Annotated in this window: 11 protein-coding genes and 1 pseudogene; 6 read left to right on the plus strand and 6 right to left on the minus strand. The window is 47.2% G+C overall.

All coding sequences use genetic code 11. From position 1 onward, the window contains the following. Window positions 1–19 precede the first annotated feature (19 nt). Window positions 20–6556 (plus strand): LPD38 domain-containing protein, encoded by a 6537-nt coding sequence (locus ACO6V1_RS03460; protein WP_422465819.1) that lies wholly within the window; start codon window positions 20–22, stop codon window positions 6554–6556. A 483-nt stretch (window positions 6557–7039) separates the two neighbouring features. Here the strand turns inward: ACO6V1_RS03460 and ACO6V1_RS03465 are convergent, their stop codons facing one another. From ACO6V1_RS03465 to ACO6V1_RS03475, 3 genes are all read right to left on the minus strand, one after another. After that, window positions 7040–7207 (minus strand): hypothetical protein, encoded by a 168-nt coding sequence (locus ACO6V1_RS03465; RefSeq protein WP_422449549.1) that lies wholly within the window; start codon window positions 7205–7207, stop codon window positions 7040–7042. Window positions 7208–7297: 90 nt separating this feature from the next. Beyond that, a complete protein-coding gene (locus tag ACO6V1_RS03470) occupies window positions 7298–7984 on the minus strand; it encodes a helix-turn-helix domain-containing protein (protein ID WP_422449548.1) in 687 nt (228 codons plus the stop codon). Window positions 7985–8778: 794 nt separating this feature from the next. Continuing rightward, entirely contained in the window at window positions 8779–9621 is an 843-nt protein-coding gene (locus tag ACO6V1_RS03475; RefSeq protein ID WP_422449547.1) for an endonuclease/exonuclease/phosphatase family protein, read from the minus strand. A gap of 234 nt (window positions 9622–9855) precedes the next feature. Here ACO6V1_RS03475 and ACO6V1_RS03480 point away from each other — a divergent pair, with 234 nt between their 5' ends. The 4 genes from ACO6V1_RS03480 to ACO6V1_RS03495 all read left to right on the plus strand — a co-directional run bounded on the left by ACO6V1_RS03480 (window position 9856) and on the right by ACO6V1_RS03495 (window position 13594). Then, window positions 9856–11046 (plus strand): ISAs1 family transposase, encoded by a 1191-nt coding sequence (locus ACO6V1_RS03480; protein ID WP_422465821.1) that lies wholly within the window; start codon window positions 9856–9858, stop codon window positions 11044–11046. Between the two features lie 466 nt (window positions 11047–11512). After that, a complete protein-coding gene (locus tag ACO6V1_RS03485) occupies window positions 11513–12103 on the plus strand; it encodes a hypothetical protein (RefSeq protein ID WP_422449545.1) in 591 nt (196 codons plus the stop codon). 23 nt (window positions 12104–12126) lie between these two features. Next, complete coding sequence (locus tag ACO6V1_RS03490) at window positions 12127–12903, plus strand: DarT ssDNA thymidine ADP-ribosyltransferase family protein (RefSeq protein WP_422449544.1); 777 nt, start codon at window positions 12127–12129, stop codon at window positions 12901–12903. Next, window positions 12896–13594 carry a DarT1-associated NADAR antitoxin family protein gene (locus ACO6V1_RS03495; protein WP_422449543.1) on the plus strand — a complete coding sequence of 233 codons (699 nt, stop codon included), beginning with the start codon at window positions 12896–12898 and terminating at the stop codon, window positions 13592–13594. Before ACO6V1_RS03490 ends, ACO6V1_RS03495 begins: the two co-directional genes overlap by 8 nt. 220 nt (window positions 13595–13814) lie before the next feature. On the opposite strand, the pseudogene ACO6V1_RS03500 reads toward ACO6V1_RS03495, so the two are convergent. From ACO6V1_RS03500 to ACO6V1_RS03510, 3 genes and pseudogenes are all read right to left on the minus strand, one after another. After that, a pseudogene (locus ACO6V1_RS03500) lies at window positions 13815–14135 on the minus strand (DUF4277 domain-containing protein); the annotation flags it as partial. A gap of 229 nt (window positions 14136–14364) precedes the next feature. Continuing rightward, window positions 14365–14943, minus strand: coding sequence for a hypothetical protein (locus tag ACO6V1_RS03505; RefSeq protein WP_422449542.1), 579 nt, complete (start codon window positions 14941–14943; stop codon window positions 14365–14367). Window positions 14944–14956: 13 nt separating this feature from the next. Continuing rightward, entirely contained in the window at window positions 14957–18322 is a 3366-nt protein-coding gene (locus tag ACO6V1_RS03510) for a RecQ family ATP-dependent DNA helicase (RefSeq protein ID WP_422449541.1), read from the minus strand. 819 nt (window positions 18323–19141) lie between these two features. Here ACO6V1_RS03510 and ACO6V1_RS03515 point away from each other — a divergent pair. Continuing rightward, window positions 19142–20497 (plus strand): hypothetical protein, encoded by a 1356-nt coding sequence (locus ACO6V1_RS03515; RefSeq protein WP_422465823.1) that lies wholly within the window; start codon window positions 19142–19144, stop codon window positions 20495–20497. The last annotated feature ends 3 nt before the right edge of the window (window positions 20498–20500 follow it).

Raw genomic sequence — 20500 nt, forward strand, 5'->3', positions numbered from 1 at the left:
AACCCCCAGTACCTCCGATGTGCATATTACCCACAGCCTGAACGATGTGCTGGACGGCAGTGGCGTAGTGAATATGGGTCATGCTGTGGTGGGTATCACCGGCCACGCCAGGATTATGGATGCCGATGGTTCGGAGCAGACAGGAGCGGTGGCACCTAAGCGCATGGCTCGCAATAAAGCATTCCCCATTACCGAACGGCGACTGCGCTTTAACCGGCCTCACATCAACTTCAGCTCACCGCAAACGGTGCGCCCCTTTCTGGATACGATCAGTGGCAATGCGGTGGTGTTGCTGGACAGCAAATATAATGTCACCGGCGTCCTGCCATTGTCTGACAGCGACCTGAAGACCCTGCGACACCCCACAGATAACCCGGCGGCTGCCCGGATTATGACGGCACTGGACAGCACCAACAGTTCGTCGGTCATCCTGAAAAGCAGTGGTTCGCCACTGGCCATGAAAGGCACCCGGAACCTGATCAACTTTTTCAACCGGGGCGACCGGATTAATGTGCTGGATCACTTTACCGGCAAGGATGGTGATTACCAGTCAGCCGCTGAACAAGGCTTCCCCAACCTGAGCGAGGGAGGCTCTTTTTATGCCCTGCGCAAAGACACCAATGCCAAAGGCATTCAGTCCGGTCCCCTGCGGCTGAAGCTGAAGCCGCTGGAGCAGAAACTCAATCAGGCCATTCATGTATTGCAGTCTGAAACCGAACTGCCCTCACACCTTTACCGGAAAGTCATCAGCGACAAGGCACAAGGCCGGGTGCGGGGCCTGTTTGACCCGGACACGGGCGACACTTACCTGATCGCTGCCAACCTGGACAATGTGGGCGAGGCGACCCGTACCGTCCTCCATGAACTGGTGGGCCATAAAGGCGTCCGTGGGTTGCTGGGCAAGCGGCTGGATACCGTGCTCGATGAAATCCACCGGGATATGAGCGACCGGCTGAAGCAGGCGCTGGCCAAACGCTACGCCCGGCAGATGGAAGGCAAGAGCGAGGCAGAAGCCAACCGGATCGTTGCCGAGGAATACCTGGCACACCTGGCGGAGAAAGACCCGAAGAGCGGCCTGTTGACCAAAGTGGTCAGCATGATCCGCAATGCCCTGCGCCGGTTGTTCCCCAATATCAAGTGGACCGATGCCGATGCGGTGGAGTTGCTCAGTGCTGCCCGTGGGCATCTGAAGCGCAATGGCAGCTTTAACCCCAACGGTCCGAAAGGCAATCGCTATAACGACGCTGGCCGTGCGCCCACCTTTTACTCTGCCGTGGAGCGCAGTGCCGCCGCCGTGAAGTCGGACAAGCTGCCTGCCCAGAGTTGGCTGAATGCCATCAAGAAAGGCAACAACGTGCAGGACGAGGAAATCCAGTGGATGGGGCTGGACTTGTGGCTGGCCCAGAAAAATAAAGAGCAAAAAGGCCAAAAGCTGAGCAAATCAGAGGTGTTGGATTTTATCCGGCAGAATGAGGTGCGGATCACCGAAGACCTGAACGTGGATGGCTTCGATGAACAGGAGCTGGACGACCGGGTTTATGAAAAGCAGCAGATGTTTATCCGTGAACGCATTGGTGATTATGAGCATGGTTATTCACTGGATGAACTGGCTGATGCCCTGGAAGAGGCGCGGGAAGATTTGCGGGAATCCGAGTATGACTTTCACTATGACGAGCTGAAACAGCGGTATGAAGATGAAGAGTTGGATGACCATGAAGTTGAAGCCCTGCTGGACGACGATGGCGATCTGAATGAGTCAGCTCTGCATGAAGAAGCCCAATGGCGAGCTAATAACAGCGTCGATAATATGGGCGACAAAGAACTGGTACGTGATCATGTCAGCTATTCCGATAAGGAAGACGCCGCACTGGAAGCCTGGGAGAACGACTACGAGTCTGATTATCGCAGTGATATGGAAGCAGAATTGCGGGATGAGTCCAATGTCCAGTACCGGCAATACGCCATGCAGGGTGGCGAAGATTATTCCGAGCTGATCCTGTTCCTTGATAACAACAAGACTGTATTTCCTGCTGATCATCCGAACCATAAGAACCGGAGCCCCATCACCGAAGAAGAAGCGGGCGATCTGAGCCAGGGCGTGTTGCCCCACGATTTGAAGGTGAATGATTCGGAGTGGGGAACGGAGTTCAGACATTACACCCTTTACCGTGTCGATGCTGATGGTAACAGAACCATTATCACCACTGGCCATGCCTCGGCAGCCTCGGCCATTGCTGCTGCGGTCAGCCAACACCATTCATTCGCTCGATGGGAACAGGAGGCTTACACCGATAGCCATTGGGGAGATGCTGAAAATGCACTGGCTCATGTTCGCTTCCAGACCTTTAATGAAAACGTCCATGGTCGTAATGAACGGATTCTGTTTATTGATGAAGTCCAGAGTGACTGGCATCAGCAGGGACGGGAAAGAGGCTACCAGACACCAGAAGCCATAAAAGCCAATGAGGAATGGATAAGAAAAACTGATGCCCTGAGAAAAGAAAAACGGGAAAAGACCAATGAAGAACAGACTGTAGACACTGAAATCTATATGACCAAAGACCAGTTAAACCTGCTGAATGAGCAAATGGCCAACGAAGAAGGCTGGAACGACTGGGGCGACGAAGAACGCAAGGAAAAGTTGCAACCACAGATTGACCAGATAAGGGGTGAACTCAAGGAACTTACCAGGCGCAAGGAGGCGTTGCTGGATCGACTAAGGCAGATAGAAACCGAACTGGAATCACTCTACAGCCATAACTCTGCCATGAATACCTATCGCATGAAGCCCGACGCTCCCCTGAAGGAAAACTGGCCCAACCTGGTGATGAAAAGGATGATTCGCCATGCCGCTGAAGAAGGCTTTGACCGGATTGCCTGGAGCAGCGCGGCACAACAGGTGGAACGGTATCCAAGCCTTGGTCAGGTGGTGGATTCACTGAAGGTAACGCCGGTATTCACCAGCTCAGGCCGCTTGACCGATTTCACCATGGTGATCAAGCAGAGAAACGGTAACCAGCGGCATGAGCGCATCGCCGAAGAAAGGCTGGAAGACTATGTGGGCAACCGGGTGGGCACAAAAGTCAGGGAGGAGTCCGAGAATATCAGACAATCGTTGTACCGCAAGGCAGGCAGCTATGAAGCGCAGCCTCACGAAGGGATGAGCTTATATAACCTGATTGATGAGAACGGAGAAGTGTACCGGGATAGTGGCGGTAGCATCAGGGTCTTTAAAAACCCGGAAGAAGCCCTGAAGGGTATTAAAGAGCTGACCTTTCAGGATCACGAAGAGTCATTCACTCTGGATAATCTGGACGAGGTAATCGGCGACAGCGGTGCCAGGGGTATGAAGGAGTTCTACGACAAGCGCCTTGCCAACTACATGAAAAAGTACACCAAGAAGTGGGGGGCGATACTGGAACCTGTGGAAATTATCTTCAGTGGGTCGCAGTCCCCTTACGATACCAAGCCTGATAAGGTTTGGTCCGTGACCGTCACCGACAAGATGAAAGACTCGGTGCTGAAGGACGGCCAGTCACTGTTTGCGCTGAAGGATAGGCAACAGAACAAGAAGCCCAAGACTAACAGCAGAACCGACAACCCCCGGGGATGGGGGAAATCCCACCAAGCGCCGGGAGCGCGACTGGGAGCCCGGAAAGAGAAGCCCAAGCCGGACAGAAAAATTGGCGCTCCCCGCTACGCCCTGCAAGACCTGCCGGACGATGTGCAGTCCGTCATCAAAGACATCCACGGAGGCATTAATCCCAAAGGCAAGCTGGATCGGCTGAAGGAAAAGTGGGATTCCCGCACCCTTGTAGAACATATCAAGCGATGGCAGATAGAAGCCAATCAGGGAATGTGGAACCGTTTTGCCATTGTTGAGCACAATGAAAAACAGCTTAATGACGGCAAGTTACTGGATGCGGCCTTGTCCGCCAGCAAGGCTGCGCACCTGAGTCGGAACTCACAAAGCGTAACGGAGGCGGTGCTGTATAAAGGCACACCAATGCTGAAAGACGGCAGTGTGGTAATAAAGCCCGACAGTCAGGGGATTGTGGAAGTATTTACTCCGGTTGCCGAACGGGGTGAACTGGAAACCCAGGAGGTTTGGGCAGGCAGTATCCGGGCGCAGCGGATCATCGACGAAGACAAGGCAGCCAGGGCAAAAGGCAATCAGCTGCTGGCTCAGGGGCAGGCCCTGAAAGAGACTCTGGATGCCATCGCACCGGATGAGTATCAGGGGGGGCGGACTGCCTGGAACCGTGATCGCAAGCAGATGCAAAAAGACCTGAAGTTGGGCAAGGAGCTGAGCCAGCAGAATCGGGAGAACCTGTACGACGAGCAGAAAATCAAAACCATGCAGAACTGGGTAGACACCCAGCCGCAACTGAAAACCCGGTTCAATAAAGTAAAAGACAGCTATCAGGCCCACAACAAAGACCTGTTGAACTTTATGGAAGATGCAGGTCTCCTGAATAAGGACGTTCGCAAGCTGTTTGAAACCGATGACTACCTGCCTTTCCACCGGGTACATGACCTGGAAGCGAAGGAGCAGAGTGGGGGCCGACTCAAAAAAGGATTATCCGGTCAGAAATCCGGCATTCAGAAACTGACCGGCGGAGTGGAAAAGATTGCTCCCCTTGAAGCGATGGTGCGCAATACCCGGTCGATGATAGATGCCGCTTTCAAGAACATTGCCCAGCAACGAATTGTAGAGGACGGGGTACGCCTGGGCGCACTGGAGAAGGTGGACGCCGTGTTCACCATGACCGATGAGGAAGTGCTTGGGCGTCTGCGGGAAATGGAGTTGGATACCAACCTGACACCGAACCAGATGCGTCGCTGGAAAGCCCTGTTGAGTACCTATGTGGAACCGGGCAATGGCGTGGTCAGCGTATCGGTTAACGGCAAGCTGGAATATTATCAGACTAAAGACCCACTGTTGTATGCCTCCATTCAGGATTTGGGCGCACCGGCCCATACCGCCTTTGAGAAGCTGATCGGGTTGCCCCGCAAGGTACTGACTGCAGGGGTGACATCACTGCCGGACTTCTGGTTGCGCAACCTGATTAAGGATACCTTGTCCACTGCTGTGCATATTGCCCCGGAAGTGAACGGCAAGACGCTGCAACTGAATCCGCTGGCGGGTGCAGTCAGGGGCTTCCGTAAGTCATTGAAGAATGATGAAACCCGCTGGGTGTCGGTGATGGGTGGCGGCACCAGCGGCAGCGGCTATTACAGCGTCGACTCCGATAATATCCGCAAAAAAATGTCGCCGGAGGAACGTAACCGGATCCTTAATGGTCCGGGACAGTTGTGGGAGTTCTGGAAAAGGCTCGGTTCCCGCTTTGAAAACACCAACCGGTTTCACGTTTATGAGAAGACCATTGAGGCAGGCGGCTCCCCGGCCGAGGCTGCTTATCAATCCCTGGACGTATTGAACTTTACCCGTAGTGGGCAGTGGCCGTTGATCCGGTTTATGGTGAATTCCGTTCCGTTTTTTAACTCTTTGATCCAGGGGGTGAACCGATTGTGGCGGGGCATCAAGCCCGGGGATGATTGGTCGTTATCGGCTTTTTCCGGTCCGGTGATCTTCCGTGGGATGCTGTACGGGCTGGCGTCCTGGGCATTGTTGAGTCTTTATAAAGACGACGAGCGCTATAAGAAACTGACCAACGATCAAAAATTAGGCTATCACCACTTCTGGATAGGCGAGGGTGATGAAGGTCACTTCCAGATACCCAAGCCCTTTGAAGTAGGGGCTATCTTTGCCACCCTGCCAGAGATCATTACCCAGAGCCTTGATGGCAGCGAGGATAGGAAGTGGACCAAGGATATGCTGCATAGGCTGGTGATGAATATCTTTAACCTGGATCCTATTCCGCAGATCATCAAACCGATATGGGAAGTCTCCGAAAACCGGGACCGTTTCCGTGACCGGCCCATTATCCCCATGCACTTGCAGAACCTGAAGCCGGAAGCCCAGTATGACCCATACACCAGTGACACCCTGAAAGAACTGGTGCAGTTACTACCGGAAGGCGCACCGGACTGGATGCGTTCCCCCAAGAAACTGGAGCACCTGCTCAAAGGCTATTTCGGCTCATTGGGGGGGTATGTTTTGATGGCAACCGATGCCCTGACCCATGCAGTCACCGATGCTGCAGAGAAGCCGACTCGCAACAAACATGAGTACCCGGTGCTGGGTTCGTTTATCCGTGATGGTGTGAGCAGCAATAACCGTTACACCATTGAACTGCACGATATGACGGTGGATGTGATGGAGATTGCCAACACTATCAAGCGGTACAAGGAGTCCGGTGAGGACAAACAGGCCAAAGACCTGGAGCAGACAGCCGCTGGCAAACTGAAGAACAAGGCCGGCCTGAACAAGGCTAGCCGGGAGATCAGTAAGCTGCGCAAGGAAATACGGCGGGTGATGGAAGATCGGCTAATGGACCGTCAAACCAAACGAGAACGGATAGACAGCCTGAACTGGAAGATCAACCAGCTCAGTGCCAGTACTGTAAAGAAATATCAGCAGCCGTTCCGATAATCAAGGATGAGGCGATACGGTGTCACAGAGATGTGAACCGAAGGAAGCTTTGAAAAACCAAGCAGGGCGCACAGGAATTCCTAACGACTTTGGTCGTTCTCTACGTCCCTCGCTGTAAGCGGGTTTTTTGTTTTGATGAGTTACTCACTACTGATTAAAAAATGATCAGGCTGCTTTTGTCCCGCTTTTTCCCTTGTTTTATTGACTCTCCCACGGGTTGTGCACCGAGTTATCCACGGAATTAGTGGATGATTAAAGTTATTGATTAAATGGTCGACGGCTCAGCCACTGAAATATGCTTTCATGCTTTGAAATTTACTTTGCTGAGTGCAGCACACAGGGGGGCCTTCTACCTCTGGTCGTCTGTTAAATTGGGAAATGGCTGGCCTTTCTCCAGCTATTTCCGGTTTTCGAATCAGGCGATGGTGGATACGGCAGCAGTAGCCTGACAGCCCCTCTTTCGAGAAACGCCACCCTGAACCTTCAGGGTTTCGGCAGAACTTTCTCATCAAAATGATGAATCAGGTAGTTAAGCACATAATCCCGGTTCTTTGGTTTTAACCGGTCCAGCCTGTGAAGTGTATCGTTAATAATACTCTGCATTTGTTGTTGTTCTTTTTGTTCTTCTTCTACTGATATGTCTACGTCCATCTTGTATTAATCCTTGTGGTTTAAAACTCACTTCAATACAGATTAATCAGACGCTACCTCTAAAAACGCTCTGAACAGCATTTTCTGACTTCAGTTAATCCTGCCTGATGGCAGTTCCTCTACAACCTCCCTGTCTGGTTGGATAATGGTTTGGTCGTTCTGCTTCCATAACTTGTGGTCTTCAATGACGTTGACCAGTACGGCGACCCCACAACAGTGCAACATCGTGATCAGATCTGCTTTGGAGGTGGCACCGAATTTTTTCTTTACATCCTCTATATAGCCTTTGATCGTTCTTTCCGATTTACTCAGTTGTGTGGCAATGTCCCTGATAGGCTGCCCCCGTAATACACACCTCAATGCCATTAGCCAATTCCAGTTCAGCCGGTCATTTATCTCAGGGACATAAACTGATTGCTGTTTACTGAACTCGTTGAGCATGGGTGATTCCAGTGACTCTGTGAGGATCATTGAGCCGGACACCCCCCCAAGGGCACTCTGGTTTTTTACCGCAATAACCTCCTTCCAGTTGAACGCGGTTTTTATCCACTCTCTGCTCTTGGAAAATGGATTGCCACTGATCACTTTCCAGTCTGAACGGTTACAGGTATTGCCTGAAAACTTCCAGACTAACTGATCGTCTGTTTTGCCAATGCAATTTTCAGGAGAATCCTCTCCCGCAGCTTCAGCAAATACCTCATCTACAGACGTATATTTTCCATGCCGATTCTTGTCGAATTGTGCCCTTCCTGGTTGTGGAATAATAAGGTCGCTCATGATGACTACTCATAGGACTGTGAATTTTTATCCTTCCAGAGTGAAATTTAAAAATCTACAAAAGTTTAAATGTTTTCAATATGTTGAACCTAAATGCAATTATATTTGCACATAAGTGCAGTACTCTTTACACCTAAGTGAAAATTTTTGAAACAGGCAAAAATAACAAGTGATGAACTTGGGGCTTTAGGTGACCCTTGACCGTGATATCGAGAATTTGTCGATGGAATTCAGGGGCAGGATTCCCAGTATTCCCGAACACCTTCGTGGAGTATTGCCGACTGTATCGTGACTGGTGCCTGCAGCAGGATCCTGATTTGTATCTATCTGCTCATCGCTCCGCTAGTGTAATACTTCGCGTGGATCGACAATCAGTGTTTGGTATTATTGTCACCAGGATGTTCAGCTATCGACGTGAGCGAACGGAAGAAGATGCGTGGAATTTGGCACGCACAGTGCGGGATAGATTGCCGGATTAGTTTTTTGTCTCTTTAAGGCCGGTGAATTTTCGATTCCTGGTGTCTTTTTTAATAGTGGCAAATACCCGCGATATTGGGTAAAGCTTGGGTCGCTGAAGGGAGCCTATTTAACGTGAGTTCAATGCTCAGAAAGCCTCATATTGATGTAACAGCACTGACAGAAGGTTTGCCTATGGCTTTCTGAGCATCGAACTCACGTTGATTACCAAGCATCTTGGAGACCACAGCAGCGGGTCAGCGATCAGGAAAAAACTGGGGCCTTTCTGACTACAAGAATCATGACCTAATGATCCCAGTTTGAAAGTTCCAGTTTGTTTATTGCAAGCTGTAAATAACCGCCTTGTGGTCAGAATATTTCTCAGGCATGTCCAAGTTGGTGAGTTCACCCCCGGACAGCGATTTACTGACCAGAATATGGTCGATCAGATTGCATTTTCCACGATATATATAGCTGCAATCATTCTGGTCTGCCGGGTTGATAAGGTCGTCGCCTTTGAGATTAAGCAGGGTCTGTGAACCGGGGTAGTCGTTCATATCACCCATCAGTACAGTATGGCTGACTGGATAATTGTTACTTATGCTTTCCATACCGGACTTGACTGCCAGGGCCTGGGCATGACGTTTAGCTTCGTTGGAGGAGCGTGTTTTGCTGATCAGATGGACAGTGGTGAACAGGTAGAGTTCTTTTGTCACCTGATGGCGAGCTACTGCTGAAAGTACCTTACTTGGCCTGACTTTTTTTGAGCCGATCATGGCGTAATGTTCCGGATGGGTGGTTTCAGTATTCGGAACGGGTTTAAAGACTGATGTGTTCAGGAGCAGGGCTACATCCTGACCTGTGAATGTGTCGCGGCTCTTAAGGCAGACGCTCTGCCATACGGGGCCAATGGTTGTGGCCATTTCTTTGGCTACATTGCAGTTTTCAATTTCTGCCAGGGCTACGGCTTCTGCATTGTTGGTTTTGATAAGGCTGGCGTAGAACTCCAGCTCCTCCCGGTATTCCTGGCAGGTGGGGGCCGGGCGGGTTTCTCCGATGATTCTGCCTTCGTGAGGGGCTTTGCAGTCCCAGAGCCATTCAGTGTTTATTTCCATGAGGGTCAGGGCGGGCGTACTGAATGAAAAGAACAGTAACGTGATGGGGGAGAGCTTTTTGAGCATGGTGTTCCTGATTAGGGTGTTGACCGGTTTTTCATATACAAACATTTACCGATGAAGACAGCAACGGTTAAAGCTGAATTAAAAGTGGTATGAAAGGGGAAAGAAAACTTGTTATTTTGACGGAGAGAGGGAGTGCTGGTGGCTGTTATTAACAGGGCGAAAGCTTCAGATGTACTAACGTACATAAATAATTCTGCCATGATACATTCTGCTTAATGCAGAGGTATGGTCCAAATGAACAGTTACGCCCCGATAATTGACAGGCTCCACCAACTGGCTGAACCGCGTGATAAGGTACATGTCGTCTATCCCCTCCAGGAGGTCTTATTTATCGTCTATGCCAGTATTCTGAGCGGGTATACTGAGTGGCAGAGCATGGCATCTTTTGCTCATTACAACAAAGCTTGGTTTCGACAATTCTTTCCTTACAAATACGGGTTCCCATCGCACCATACCATAGAGAAAGTATGCATGATGGTTGACTCAGTGGCGTTTATGCAGCTATTTATTGACTGGATGTGCGATACAGTAACCGCGATCAATGCTCGTAAAGTCGGCCCTCCACCTGAAAAAAACGACAATGTTGTTGCCATTGACGGTAAGGCACTTCGTGGGTCACGCCCTGCCAAGGGTAAGAAAATGGTTCACATAGTCAGTGCCTACTGCTCCGAGCTAAATCTCATACTGGGTATAACATCGGTTGATAAAAAATCTAATGAGATTACCGCCATTCCGGAGATTCTGGATATGCTGGTACTGGAAGGCGCTCTGATCACCATGGACGCCATGGGCTGCCAAGTCGCCATATGCAAAAAGATTGTTGAAAAAAAAGCAGATTACCTGATCTGTGTAAAGAACAACCAGCCAACTCTGCACAATCGTATTGATACAGTTTTTGAACAGTATATTGAGGAAAATCCTACAGACCCGGATCCAGATGATGAGGAAAATCCGTTTTTCGCAGAAACAATAGAGAAGAGTCGCAATCGTCAAGAGCACAGGCGCAGCTGGGTATTTAACAATATCAAAAGTCTCGTTGATCCCGGAAATGAATGGCCTGGCCTGGAACACTGCGCGATTATTCAGCGTGATAGACTCATTGACTCCAGGCAATCAACAGAGCTGAATTTCTATATTACCTCCCGGGAAATGACAGCCAAAAGCGTACTGGCAGCGGCTCGGAACCATTGGAGTACAGAGAATAAGCAACATTGGGAATTGGATGTCAGTTTCAGCGAAGACGCCTCTAAAATTCACGAACGAACAGCCACAAAAAATATTGCTACGTTAAGACGATGCTGCTACAACGCCCATAAACAGAGCACCCATTTTGAAAAAGAGAGCATGCGCCGTCGTGCTGAGCTGGCAGGGCTTGATGAAGATTACCGAACAGAGTTAATACTTGAACAGTTTTCCCCTGGATAACAGAAAATAAATCCACCATTTCAATTGGTGACTTAGAGGACAAACTCATAGTCCAGGTTTGTAACACCTCTGGAGAAGTTTGGCGTGCCTGATTCTTTACTTTTTTATCACCAGATATTGAAAATACTGAAAGGCATAGTAATAAATTGAATATAAGAAATTTCTGCCCAAAGGAACAAGTTTAATTAGCGTTAAATAATAGTACTTTAGTACGCCTGAAGCTTTCGCCCTGCTGTTATTAAGGACTTACGGTGGTGTGGACGAAGATCTTGATGATGAGAGTGGCTAAGTTTGATGTACCTCCTCTTCTATTTGAAGGATAGGCTGTAGGCCTGAGGCTTTGGAAGAAAATCGGTTTTCTAAGCTGGCTGTGTCGCAGTAAGGCAGTATATTTTCCGACAGCCTTCTAAATGTGGTGCTATGATGTGAGATTGACTTAAAAAACAAAAATTATAAACCAAAGAAAATGCACAGATCACGATTAATTATTGGCACATTCTTCATTATTGGTAGCTTTCTGCTCGCGCTGGGGGCAACGTATTTATTCGGGTACTTTTTTAACCATGATCGCTATTGGCAGGGGACAGTTCACCGGGTAAATGTCAACCAGGCCGCTCTTGTTCATTCTATTGCATCGAACACGGATGTTAAGGATCAGTTGTTACCTGTAGACCAGGGCCAGCTAGATCAAATGTTTCATCCTATCAACGGGTTGCTTTTGGTTGAGGTGTCTCTGGATGGCAAAGTGCTCTGGTCGAATGCCAGCTCAAGGTATATTCGTGGAGAGGTGCTGAGGTCTCTTGATCTGGGAGAGGAACATACATTGTCATTATCTTCCTATGTCCCACCAACGTGGAATTATTTATTTTTCCGTTGGATTACTCAGCCAGTTCGTTGGTTTGAAGTGTCGTTCAACCCCATAACGATGCCTTTTTTATGGTTTTGGTCATTATTGTTTCTTTGTTTTTGTACGGGAGGGTTATTGATAAAAAGCAGTTACCTTGAAAATGACGCGCTTAGGATTCTTAAGCGGATTGAGGGAAAAACAACTATATGAAACGTCTCCCATTTCATAGGATTATGAAAAAGGTTTTGCTCGAGGCTTTTTCAAACAAATCCCTGCATCCTGACCAATTAGCTCAGAAGATTCTGCAATCAAGCCGTCGTCCCTGTGAAAAAAAAGAAAAGCCTCACTTGGAGCATTTCTTACAACAGAGAGGAATCTCAAGTTTGCTGCATTTCACGGCTTTGGAGAATGTCCCATCGATTTGTCGTTTTGGTTTGATTCCCCGAGAACTCCTCCAAGAAGAGTCAATCATGATGTATCTGAATGCCCAGTTTTCTGATGACTTTCGCTATGAAAATAAGGAAGAATATAACTGTTTGTCGGTTTCTTTTCCAAATTACAAAATGTTTTATAGAAAACAGCAAGATAACCGTAATCAGCATTGGGCTGTTATCGAGTTTGATGCTGATGTTATTACTCGATTATGGGCTGAGTTTTGCCCTACCAATGCTGCGGGTCGGATACCGGTACATTCAGGGGTTAGAGGGCTTAAATGGCAGTTTCTCTCAGACGATGTTCGGGCCGAGTTGGGGCTGAGAGATGAATTGACGACAGACCCACAGGCAGAAGTACTCTGTGATAGTGTCATTGATCCTCGGTATATCCGAACGGTCAACGTACGGTATGATCAGGATGTTGCCTGGCTTGCAAGCCATCAGGTTCATGCCACAGTCAATGAGAATTTTTTTGGGCCGCGTTATGATCACAGATTCTGGACACGCAAGAGTATCAACGACTTTATAGACTTTAAGTATCTGGACTCGACATACAGTGGTGAACACTATGGCTGAACGGCCTGTATTTATACCTCAGTTCGAGGGGGATTTGTTGGTCCGGACCTGCATGGTTTCCTTTGTGTGGTCTCCTGGACTTGCCGTGGTGCAAAAACAGAAATCCATCCAGTCACTACATGAAGAGGCTGGTAAACAGTTCAACATCAATACTGTTTTGGAAATTTCTACAAAATCAGAAGATAACTTGGGTGTAGATCTCAGTGCCTTTAGTTTGAAATATACCCCTGCGGGAAAAGAGGATGGTTTTTTTCTGGAGTCGATTTTTCAGGCATCAAAGGTGTTTGAGAATGGTGGACCCTACACTGATATTCGATTAATGGCTCCATCTCAAGCTAAGCGAGATAACCGGTTAACAGAATCAGGTCAGTTGGTTGCTTTCAGGTCTGCTGGAGTGGACTGGCCATTAATTCCCAAAACGGCATTTTATGATTGGCTTTACCTTAATGTTATCCATACGAAACCAGGATATGGTGAGCGGTTAAAAGATTATGGAGGGTTTACTGATATTGAGTTCAATCCCAAAAAATCGGTTAACTGTCAAGCGCATTCAGCGGCATTGTATGTGTCCCTTGAAAGTCGAGGTTTGCTCAATGAAGCATTGTCCTCTCGTGATGACTTTATTAAGGTACTTCAGCGATTTTCACAGGGTGAAACGCAGAAAAGCTCAGGTAATAGGGCATTGTTTTGATTTCATTCTATTGATACCCTCAATATCGAAGCTGGAAGCTGGGGCAGTTCATTCTTTTTGAACATAGGCAAGACTCATGACGCAAGACAGGTCTTGATCTTTGGCGTTGATTTCAAGGTTCAAGACATAACGTAAGAATTCCTGATTGCCTAGCTGAAAATTCAAACGTCTAATGACTTTCAAAAGGAAAGACCTGACCCCACCAGTGTGACCCCACCAGTGTGACCCCACCAGTGCAACGACTGTCGAGCGCGCGGCCAAGTATTTTGTTGTTTAAGTGCTCTGCCTGGATGCCTTCCCCAATGAGGCGATCAATCGGCTTGTCCTCAAAGAACTCAGGGATCAGGTAGAGGGTCTGCCCTGTAAAGTCCAGCCCATTGATGATCATTGCGACCACCGCCTGTCCAATGGTGACATTGCGTGCATCAGAGTCATTGGTTATGCGTGTATCGAAATATTCGGCTATCTTTAGCTCCCGGCACATGGCGGCAACCAAGCTTGGATGATTAAGGATCTTAAACTGGTATTGAACTGGCGGCATATCGGTGTCCCTGAAGATCTGATCAGTCCTTTGACATCAGATTTCAGGAAAATATCAATCGGGGTGGTGAAAGGCAGATATAAGCTTCACTTCATGTGAAGCTCATAGTATCAGTGGAATTGATTTCTCCACCCGATGTTATTTCGAGTGGGATTTGTACTCATGTGTTTTATTAGGTCTTACTTAAATCAGGTCTATATATTTGCTATTGGGCATTGGTCTTAGAACTTCAAAATATGCCTTTTGCTGAAATGATGCAGTTCACCACCAGTAATACTACTGAAATGATTAACCAGCGTTTACTATTGGCTGATTGATTTTGTAGGTTTTTATGGCTGTCTGCAAGTTGACTTAAGGCTGACAGAGTTTGTGTTAATGACTGATTTTGTGTTGCTAATGCGTTTTGGGTAGCACCTGCATCGCGGTGAATTTGTGCAGTAATCTCTTTATTCTGCTTTTGAATTTCATTTATCAATGGTTGTTGTGCTCGCCCTACAGTACTGTCTAGCTCACTGTTTAGTGCATTAATCTTGTCAGTCAGCTGTGTACCTAGTATTTGGAATGTTTTTTGATTGTCGCTCAATACCGTAACAGCTGGCTCGATATGGCTTAACACTTCTACCTGAGTCGCTTCTGTCGCCTTCTGACTATCTGATAAATGCTGTCTCGCTTTTTTGAATTCATCTGATAACTCTTTCAGCTGGTTGGCCACGGTGTCGAGGTAATCGACTGCCGCGCTGATTTTCGTAATCTTTTGACTACCAGCTTCGAGTTCAGCAAGTATCTGTTCAGCACGAGAAAGGTCCATGGTTAGCTAATCCTTACACACTTAAATCAATGCGGTTCAGTCGGTGGGTAAAGTTTTTTAAGTAAGTTAAGGCCGAGTGCTCATCCTTCAACGCCTCGTGGATGGCAATAAATTCTTTAGGATCATTGACCTGACCACATACAACTTCACTTAATTGGTTGCGCTGAACCGAGGTCAGTTGATCGGTTATCAGGGCAAATCGGCTCAGACTTGTTTCCCATAGGGATTCATGATGTTTGGTTTGTTCCAAGAAACGCTTTAAACGAGGAGCGCCGTCGGCATCGTCAAACTGGTTCAACAATAGGCGCAGTAGACCACTCAATAAATCCAGACCTGGACTGTTATGGTAACTTTCCAAAAAGCGTGACAGCGATCCTTGTAGTGTTTGTGCTTCTTTGGCACTGATGAGCTTGGTTTGATGATGGTTGATTTTTTTGATCAACTCAATCGCTTGTAGACTTTGTTCTAAGCTGCTTTCTGCGAGAGCCTGAAGTTTATGAGTTCGGCCATCGACTCGGAAGTAGGCCTCGAGCTTAATTTTAAACGCCTCTGCTCCCTCGAGTTCGAAGTCATTGCAGGCATCGTATAACGATTTCAATGACTGGCGTCGATTAAAGACAAAATGCTGGTGGTTCCAATGAAGTAAGAAGCGAATCAGCGGCAGTGTCGCATCCTCGTGTTGATCCAACAGGGCTTTGAGCTCGGCATTAACACTGCGAGTATCTTCATATCGACGTATATAGGCTTCAATGACCTCTGCAACCTGGTGGTCGGGAACCGGTGTGAAATCAACCAAGAAGTGACCCCGGAAATAATCTTCAATAACCCAGTCTTCGACTAAACCTGCTTGGTGTAAACGATACAACGCTTTTTCGGTGGCGGGTTTGGTGGCACCGACCTCCTTGGCTTGGATAAGAGTGTTAAGGTGGCCTCGCTGTCTCAGGGCCATTAACACTCGACCGCAGAGTGCCAGTTCCTTCTCAACCTGTTCCGTTCCATTGGTGATGAACCACATTTGAGAGGCGAAATCGCCTTTCCGGTTGAATCCAAGGTCATCCACCCACTTTTTCACGTCTTCGATGGGGGTGTTTTGCTCAAGAATGTAGCTGGGAATGTCTCCAGTGGGCTCTTCCGAAAGAAGCACATAACATTCAGCGGCTTGTTTATCGCGGCCAGCACGTCCCGCTTCTTGGTAGAGGGATTCCATGGAGCTGGGAATTCCATAGTGAACAGTGAAGCGCACATTGGGCTTGTTCACGCCCATACCAAAGGCTTTGGTAGCTATCAATAACGGCGTTTCGTTACGTTTAAAGTGATCTTGCACTTTACGCTTTTGTTTCTCGTATTCTGCTACGGTACCTGACCAGTTCTTAGGCATGGAGCCGGTAAAGTATTGAGTACCCGGCACCAGGCGTTGTAGCTCATTGGCCAAGCTTAAACAGCCATTTTTCCCACTCGCATAGGGCGCAAAAATAATGCCGGCAGCTTCATTGCTGGCCCAGCCTTTTTCCCGCATTTGCGTTATCAGGTCCTGTAAGGCTTTCTTTTTTTGATTGTGATCGGCAATCACGTGGAAGCTAAGTTCTTTTCGAGTGAACTCCATTAAATAGCAGACGTTGTCATCATCAATATCAAACTCCAGCTGGATATCCTTCAAAACCCGCAGCGATGCAGTAGCCGTTAGGCATAGTGGAGGAACATTGGGCACGCACCGTTCAATAGTTTTCGCCAAGGTCAGATAGGACGTGCGGAAATCATGACCCCACTCTGACAAACAGTGCACTTCGTCCACCACAATGGCAGAAATCAATTGATTCGTAGCCAGTGCATGTAAGGTTTCCCGGAACGGCGTTTGTTGAAAACGTTCCGGGGATACGAATAGGAACTGCAAATGACCTTGGCGCAAAGCTTCTAGCGTCAATTGTCGCTCCTCGGTTGTTTGGTCGCTGGACAGGTAATGCACCCGACCGTAGCAGCCTAGCTGATTGAGTTCTTCAGCCTGGTCACGCATTAATGAACGAATCGGACAAACGACAATACAGCAACCTTGCTGAAGGAAGGCGTTGAATTGATAACACAATGACTTACCACCCCCTGTGGGCAGTAGGCCGATGGTCGGCTCGGCTTGTAGCGCGTTGGTGATGACGGAGAGTTGACCAGGATTAAAGTTGTCGTAACGATACAGTTTATTCAGCAGCTGCAATAACGGCGCTTTATGGTCCTGTACTCCCCCTAACTGTATTGGGTACTTGTAGTGGGGCCCTGGGGCTAGCGTATAGTGATCCAAGCGCTTTTTGCGACGACTGTCCAATGTAACAAATTGCACATAGTCTGTACGGATAAAAATCGTGTCGTTACGGGCTGGATAGGCGTCAACCCAGCGATCGTTAACGCGATGGTCAATAAAGATCAAGTCTTTACCAGAAGGTTCTTCTGAGGTGATGAGATGCCAACGAGGGGACTTGAACGTCAAGCCTTGCAACTCAATGATCGGTTGCAGCCATTCAATGAGATCTTGTAAGGCGAGGTCTGTCCATTGTCTAACATCAGGACAGTCCGAGAGAATAACCAACCGCCAGAGTGGTGACTTCAGTGATAAAGCACCACGACAGAGGAGTTCTAATACCAATAGCTGGAAGCGAATAATAGCCGTGAGAATGACTCTGGGGTCTGATGTATTCTGACCTTGCTGAGCAAACACTTGTTGATACAGAGCAAAGGTAGACTGATGCTGGGTAATGATGGTGTGGATGGCTTGGATAAATCGCTGATAGTTGGCATTTTCTGCTTCAAGATCACGAACCGCAATGCGTAGGGTTTGTATCCCTCTGTCTACTAACAGTTTATTCCGGGCTTGATCTTTGTAGAGTTGAGCCGTTCGCTGATGCTGACTGCCATCAATTTCTAGGACCAATTTGGCTTGGGGTAGATAAAAATCGACCGCTTCCTCTCCTGCATAAGGTGATTTGCCTTGGGATACGGGCACAATGGTCTGCAGAGGGCACTCTGGTTGAATCAGTCGTGTCAGGTAACTGTGCTCACCCAAGGCGGCTGGCAGTTGCTGTTCGAAGAACCGCTGAGCTGGATTGTTGGCACACGCACCTCTAATGGTGTGTGACCATTGTGGAGGGGTTGAGCTGATCAAACATTGAGGGTGGGCGGCTTTCAAGTGGTGTGGTTCCAGTGCCAGTCCATCGATGAGTCGTTGCGATGCCTGAGTTGGGGTTCCCCTGAGCAACAGTTTTCGAACTAGGGCAAAGGCGTGCAGCTGTTGGGAGTCCACTGCTTGGGCAGGGGGCAGATTTTGAAAGGTAAAATTGTGCTCACCCTGCACATAGCCAGCCGTGAGGTGTATTCGGTTTTTGGGCACAGTATTCATGACGGACAGTCCTTGTGGATGCCTGAAGACTAACAAATATAATAACGAAACGATCGGTCGGGGAACAATCCATAATCATAAAACAACTGGCATAGCTGTTGCTGCAGTTGGGTCAGAGCGGTGACTTCCGTATTGCTGAGCACCAATTGATAGTAACTGCCTTTCACCAGCCCAGAAGCTGGGGTCTTTCCTTTTTGAACATAGGCAAGATTCATGGCACAAGACAGGTCTTGATCTTTGGCGTTGATTTCAAGGTTCAAGACTTAACGTAAGAATTCCTGATGGCCCAGCTGAAAATTCAAACGTCTAATGACTTTCAAAAGGAAAGACCTGATCCCAGTTTTTATGACCCCAGTTTTTGCAAACACCGACCAATACATAACTTGAACTGAGCCTGGTGTATGGATGGATAAAGATTAGATTGGTCTTGAATCCCCTGTTAAGCCGTTTAACCAGAACGATGTTAAAGTTGACAGCAGAGCTTATTAGATAAGGAACCATATAAGCGAACTTGAGAGACAACTCCACATGTAGCGGGTGGAGATCAATGGGGAGCAGAGTTGGCTTTATATTGCCATACAAATAACCATCAACAATCACTCGATCATGTTCAGGCACCAACCATAGTACATCCTGCCAGACTAAATATTGCACATACGTACACTAGTCTATTATTACCCGTGTGAATCATAGAATGTTAAAGAAATGGAAGATATAAATAAGCCTATCAATGAGAGGTGTCATCAAAATGGCACTCAGGCATTCCATTTTACTAAAATCAAAATAGTGACACATATTTAAATATATGGTGAGCAGTCAATGGGATTTTTTAATCGAAAGGATAAGGATCAGCTACTAGATGAGACTGATGCTAAACAAAAGGTGATTATACAAGTAAGAAACTTTCAGGATCCGGTTTACAGTACTGGAATTGAAAGTGAGGGAAGGACAATAGTGCTGGAGCATGATCAGAAGCAAAGATCAAAACTCCACGAATTATCTAAAGAGGCAAGGGGGAAAATTAACTCCCAAAAGATAACCCAGGTTCGGAATAAGATTCATCAAAAAGCTAATTATGAAATAGAAACACCATCTGAGATTGAAGAGCTTAAGCAAGATTATAAAACAGCGAAAGATCAGTACAGGGCTATTCATCAGGATTGGCAGGACTTCAGACGAATACACAATCTTAGTCGGCATGCACATTATCCAGAAAATCATTTTAATTCAGCAATACCATTAGTGCTTGTCATGCTGATTTTTGAAACTCTGACAAATAGTTTTTTCTTTTCTCTGGCTAGTGAATATGGCCTTGCCGGGGGAGCATTGGTTGCCCTGTTGCTCTCTTCATGCAATATTCTCATTAGTTTCTTTACTAGCATGTCATCAAGATATTTGAATCACTACAGCCTCTGGATCAAAGCATTGGCATATATGCTGGTTATCATATTCATAAGTACCGCAGCTGCATTGGCATTATTTGTAGGGCATTATCGAACGGCATTAGAAAAAGCACCCGAAACAGCACATTTAGATGCCGTACAGAGCTTTATTGAAAGTGCATTAAATTTAGAAACAGTTAGTAGTTGGATATTGGCAATCATTAGTTTTTCTGTTTTTTTGGTTACTTGGTATAAGTTTTTTAAATCCGATGATGCTTACCCTGGTTATGGTGAAATCACACGAAAAATGCACTTAATGAAGGAAAATATAAATGAGGTTAGCGGGGATGCTCATCAAGCTTTAGCTGTGACAAAAGAAAAGTTAGAGAATGAATTTGAGATTGAAATTGAAGAAATTAAGAAAGTGTATAACCGAGTTGTCGATGCAGAGCATGCTTTGCATCTACTATCAAGTGAGTTTGCATGTTTTATAGCCCTACAGAAAAGTGAGTATGAAAATTTCTGTCTCGAAACAAGGTCGTTGTTTTCATATCAATACTCGCAGGCTAACAACAGAAATGCAGAGTTTTCTGACCCAGTTCAGGAAGTTACTTTGCAAGAAGAAAGTATTAATGAGTCTTCCAATAGAGAGGCGTTTAGAGATTTTAATTTGATTAAGGAAGATTATGATCAATATATGAAAAGTATTCTTCCAGAGTTAAGGGAGAGTTATTTTTCGAAAATTGATATTTTCATTAAGGGACTGAGAGATAGTTTTGATGGGCAGATCTAGGTC

Origin of the sequence: Endozoicomonas sp. ALC013 (genome assembly GCF_049310205.1) — a bacterium.
Taxonomy (GTDB): Bacteria; Pseudomonadota; Gammaproteobacteria; order Pseudomonadales; family Endozoicomonadaceae; genus Endozoicomonas.